Source organism: Polyangium sp. 6x1 (genome assembly GCF_029946515.1).
Classification (GTDB): domain Bacteria; phylum Myxococcota_A; class Polyangia; order Polyangiales; family Polyangiaceae; genus Polyangium.
The window spans coordinates 1-4535 of record NZ_JARZHH010000159.1; the positions used below are offsets into that span (position 1 = coordinate 1).

5 protein-coding genes and 4 tRNA genes are annotated in these 4535 nt (G+C 68.5%); 7 read left to right on the plus strand and 2 right to left on the minus strand.

Annotation, left to right across the window (positions count from 1 at the left end; genetic code table 11):
* Nucleotides 1-922: MXAN_5187 C-terminal domain-containing protein (locus tag QHF85_RS49440; RefSeq protein WP_281334536.1), on the plus strand; the 922-nt coding region annotated here is incomplete at its 5' end.
* Between the two features lie 108 nt (nucleotides 923-1030).
* On the opposite strand, the gene QHF85_RS49445 is transcribed toward QHF85_RS49440, so the two are convergent.
* Nucleotides 1031-1297, minus strand: a complete 267-nt coding sequence (locus tag QHF85_RS49445; protein ID WP_281334537.1) for a hypothetical protein — start codon at nucleotides 1295-1297, stop codon at nucleotides 1031-1033.
* 29 nt (nucleotides 1298-1326) lie between these two features.
* On the opposite strand from QHF85_RS49445, the gene QHF85_RS49450 reads away from it, so the two are divergent.
* Nucleotides 1327-1530 (plus strand): hypothetical protein, encoded by a 204-nt coding sequence (locus tag QHF85_RS49450; protein WP_281334538.1) that lies wholly within the window; start codon nucleotides 1327-1329, stop codon nucleotides 1528-1530.
* Nucleotides 1531-1578: 48 nt separating this feature from the next.
* On the opposite strand, the gene QHF85_RS49455 is transcribed toward QHF85_RS49450, so the two are convergent.
* Nucleotides 1579-3456, minus strand: a complete 1878-nt coding sequence (locus QHF85_RS49455; protein ID WP_281334539.1) for a serine/threonine-protein kinase — start codon at nucleotides 3454-3456, stop codon at nucleotides 1579-1581.
* 281 nt (nucleotides 3457-3737) lie between these two features.
* Between QHF85_RS49455 and QHF85_RS49460 the strand changes: the two genes are divergently transcribed.
* The 5 genes from QHF85_RS49460 to QHF85_RS49480 all read left to right on the plus strand — a co-directional run.
* A tRNA-Thr gene (locus QHF85_RS49460) sits at nucleotides 3738-3813 on the plus strand.
* Between the two features lie 124 nt (nucleotides 3814-3937).
* A tRNA-Tyr gene (locus QHF85_RS49465) sits at nucleotides 3938-4020 on the plus strand.
* 88 nt (nucleotides 4021-4108) lie between these two features.
* Nucleotides 4109-4181: transfer RNA gene (locus QHF85_RS49470), tRNA-Gly, on the plus strand.
* A gap of 18 nt (nucleotides 4182-4199) precedes the next feature.
* Nucleotides 4200-4275, plus strand: a tRNA-Thr gene (locus QHF85_RS49475).
* A 64-nt stretch (nucleotides 4276-4339) separates the two neighbouring features.
* Nucleotides 4340-4535, plus strand: a 196-nt coding sequence (locus QHF85_RS49480) for a GTP-binding protein (protein WP_281329091.1), incomplete at its 3' end; no start/stop codon positions are given.

The following is a 4535-nucleotide window of genomic DNA, read 5'->3' on the forward strand; positions in this document are numbered from 1 at the left end:
TGGCGCGCTCCCGCCTCCGCTCGCCGCGAAGGCCCCGCCGCCGCCGCGCCCGCCGCTCCCTTCGGCGTCGCTCGATCGTGCGTCCGCGCTGCCGCCCGAGCCGCCGCCTGCGCCGCCGCCCGAGCCTCCGCCCGCGGCGAAGCCGGCCGAGCCCGCGCCGCCCCCCAAGCCGGAGCCCGCGAAGAAGCCCGAGCCCGTGCCGCTGATGATGATGATGCGCCGGCCCGTCGAGGCCTCGGCCGCGGCGAAACCAGCGGTCCCATCGCCTGCCGAGACCAAGCCCGCCGAGGCCGAGGCGCCAGCCGCGCGACCCCCGCAGACATCGTCGCTCGACCTCGGCAAGCGCCGCGTCGCCGAGCTCGCGGCCCAGGCGAAACAGGGCAAAGCAGGCCCGAGCGGCCCGGCCTCGGCGCGCCCGCTGGATCTCGACTTCGACCTCGACGCGCCGAAGCAAGGCCCGCCCTCGCGACGCAGGCCTTCGAGCACGCGCACGCGGGCCATCCACGTCCCGAACGTGTCCGACGAGCCCGCGCCGAGCGTGCCGGCGCCGTCCTCGCGACGAAAAAGCAGCCGCAGCATGCGCGCCGTCGTCGCGCCGCCGCCGCCCGATCCTCCGGTCGAAGAGCCTTCGCCTCCGGACGTGTCTGCGCCGCCCGCGCCGCGCCCCGCGCCCGCGCGACCTCGCCCGCCGCAGGGTTCGTCCGAGGACCTCTCCGATGCGCGGATCCGACAGATCTACGCGCAGTACGTCGAGGCCAAGCGCGCCGCGAAGGAGTCGACCGCGGGCGTCACGTACGAGGCGCTCGCGAAGCAGCTCCGCCAGCAGGCCGAGAAGCTCAAGGCTTCCCACCCGCAAAAGTCGGTCGACTACAACGTGGTGATGAAGGACGGCAAACCCACGCTGAAGCCCATCCTTCGCTAGGAGCTCAAAACATCGGCTCCCGGCGCGGCTGGGCTCGCGTCCTTCGTGGTGGCTTGTTTCGTGGGGAAGAAAGGTGGGGAATCGAGGCGGGAAGCGGCGCCGAGCTTGCTAGCGGTGCGCTGCACCTCGCGTCGGCATGGCGGCCCGCTTGGCGACGGGCGGCGCGAACGAATCATCCTCGCAGTACAGGATCGCGCATGCCGTCCTGTCGGACTCGCGCATCCTGCTGCATAACTCCCCGAGGTCCTCGTCGCTGTCGACGACATCCGCCTGCTGGGGTTGGGACGACCCGTCCTCGTAATCGATGTTGTCGAGTGCGACCCACCGCCCCCGATATTCGTCGGAGCGGCACATGTCGAGCCACGTCATCCGCATGGCTTCGCGGCGTCTACTGCCCATTGCCCGTGAACGACCTTCTCCTCTGCACCTCTGGCATCGGCGCCGACGTGGGCTGCGAAGTGCAGCTCGTCTCCTTTGACACGCTGCGCCGTACCGTCGAGCAGAGGCTTCTGCCGAGCGTCATCGCTCGCAAGATCCATCTAGCACCCGCGTCGAACGGGCGTCAAGCGCGTCAAAACGCGGTGACACACGGGCGAATTCCCATCTAGGGCCCGCGCGTGGTCATGTCGAGGGGGGTTCGGGGGGACGGCGCCCCATCACTTGCAGCGCGGAGGGAGCGCGGCCTTTCCGCTGCTGGCGCCGATCGCCGCGGCCGCGTCCGCGGTGGCCTTGGCCGAGCAGCCCTTCGCCTTCACCTCGCGCGCGGCCGAGGCGTCGATCGCCGAGAGCGCCTTGCTGCGCTTCGGCCCCGTGCACGAGCGGTACTGGCTGATCGCCAGCGACGTGTTGCCGCCGTACGCATACGTGATGGCCGCGTCGCAGGCCTTGTCGCCCGCGGCGTCGACCTTCGTGCCGCCGCCTGCCGACGAGCCCGTCGTGGCCGGCGCGCCGGTGTTCGAGCCGGTGTTCGAGCCCGTGGTTTGTCCGGACGTCGAGCCAGCCGCCGACGAGGCCGTCCCCGCTGTGCCCGCGCTGTCTGCCGGGGTCGCCGTCGGATCGGAGGCGACCACGACGGTCGTCGGAGCTGCGGACGGCATCAAGATCACCTCGCCGTCGCCGCCGCTCTTGCTTCGGGTCGCGAAGATCGCGATCCCGATGCCGAGCACCACGAGCACGCCGATGCCTGCGATGATCGGCATCGGGCTGCTCTTCTGCTGCTGCCTCCCGCCCATCGGCGGAGGCGGCGGCGCGGGGTAGGCCGGTCCGCCCATCGGCATCGGCATGTGGCCGTGCTGCTGCGGCATCGGCGCGACTGGCATCGGACCCGGCGTCAACGCGGCCGCGCTCGGCCCCGTGTCGACCATCGTTCGACCGCCCGGCGCGCTCGGCACTCCCTGCGCGAAGAGGGGCTCGCCGATCTGCGTCCCGCCTGGACGCGCGGGCATCGGGCCGCTCGGCATGCCTGGCATCTGCCCGCTCGGCGTCCCGTACTGCCCGCTCGGCATCCCGTACTGCCCGCTCGGCATGCCTGGCATCGCTGCGACTTGCTGCTGACCCGTCGCACCACCAACGATCGACGCGCGACCGGCTCCGACCGAGAGCTCGTCGTAGAACTCGCGCACGGACGACTGGCGCTTGTTCTTGTCCTTCTCGAGCGCGCGCATGATCGCGGCCTTCATCTTCGGCGGCACTTGCGCGCCGAGCTGCGTCACCTCGAAGGGCGAGGGCTGCGCGGTGAGGTGCTGCGTGGCCCAGGCCCACGGCGTGTCGGCCTCGAAGGGCAAGCGCCCGGTGAGCATCTCGTAGGCGACGATCGCGAGCGAGTAGACGTCGCTGCGCGCGTCGAGCTCCTGCCCGCGGAACTGCTCGGGGCTCATGTACGGCGGCGTTCCGAGCACGGTGCCTTGCTGCGTGAGCTTCTGCTCCTTCGAGTCGGGCCGCTCGCCGCGCTTGGCGATGCCGAAGTCGAGCACCTTCACGAAATCGTCGCCGTCGATCTTCGTGAGGAAGAGGTTCGCGGGCTTGAGATCGCGATGCACGATCCCCTTGCTGTGCGCTTCTTGGAGCGAGCCTGCGGCTTGCCCGATGATCTTGTCGACGCGCTCGGGCGGCATCGGCCCTCGCTGCGCGAGCTCGTCTTCGAGCGGACTTCCTTCGAGCAGCTCCATCGCGATGTAGAGCTCGCCGGTGTTCGTCTGCCCGAAGTCCCAGACCTGGATCGTGTTCGGGTGTTTGAGCTCGGCGACGGTGCCGCACTCGCGGTTGAAGCGCGCGAGCACTTGCGGATCCTTCGCGTACTGCGCGAGGAGCGTCTTGACCGCGGCCTTTCGGACCGTCGTGCCCATCTGCTGCTCGGCGGTGTAGACGCGGCCCATGCCGCCTTCACCGAGCACGCCCGTGATGCGGTAGCGACCGCCCACGATCGAGCCGATCAACGGATCTTCTTCGGATGGCGCCGAGGGCAGCGGCGCGCCGCATTTGGCGCAGAAGCGCGCGCCATCGATGTTCGCGTGGTGGCAGGCGGGACACTCCATGATGCGGCGCGAGCATCGCAAGAGGCGCGCGTGTGGTGCAAGAAGTTGCGGAAGGTGGCGTCGCGAGGATCGTGCCTAGCTTGTCTGGTCCCGCGCAGGTCGCGATCCAGCCTGCCGGGGCAGGTGCCCCTACCGGGTCTCCCGTGGATTCCGGCCTTCCGAGCGCGGCCGTGTGCCTGCTCCAAACACAAAACCCTCCATCCGGCTTGACATGTGAAAAGCAAGGGGCTAAGAGCCTGCTCCCCTTTGACGGGACACGTCTGTCTTCGAGGGAGGAACTCGCTGGCGTAGCTCAACCGGTAGAGCACCTGCCTTGTAAGCAGGGGGTTAGGGGTTCAAGTCCCCTCGTCAGCTCCACCGGGACCGTCAAAGGCGGAAGGTTCGGACGAACGAGATCCAAAAATCTCAGGAGACGAACCGACCGAAACAGAGTACAGAGGGGACCCGCGAGCCCTTGGATCTCGCGAGACGTTGACAATCTGGAGGGTTGCCCGAGTGGCCAAAGGGAGCAGACTGTAAATCTGCCGGCAATTGCCTTCGATGGTTCGAATCCATCACCCTCCACCGAGACGCTGACGAGGCGTCTCGATCCGCGGAGCCGGACAGTCGGTACGTAGACGAGATCGGGGGGACATCTCCTCGACCTCTATCTGCGGGCGTAGCTCAGTTGGTAGAGCGTCAGCCTTCCAAGCTGAACGTCGCCGGTTCGAACCCGGTCGCCCGCTCCGCCGGACCGGCTCCATGCCCACCTAGCTCAGTTGGTAGAGCACGTCCTTGGTAAGGACGAGGTCGTCGGTTCAATCCCGATGGTGGGCTCCAGCAAGCGCAGGGAAAGGACAGCGAGCGCGACCGTTCCGGTCGGCAACCGTCAGGAGTAAGAACGATGGCCAAGGAGAAATTCAGTCGAACCAAGCCCCACGTGAACGTCGGCACGATCGGTCACATCGATCATGGCAAGACGACGCTCACGGCGGCCATCGTCAAGGTCCAGTCCAAGCAGAAGCTTGCGAAAGAGATCAAGTACGCCGACATCGCCAAGGGCGGCACCGTTCGCGACGAGACCAAGACGGTGACGATCG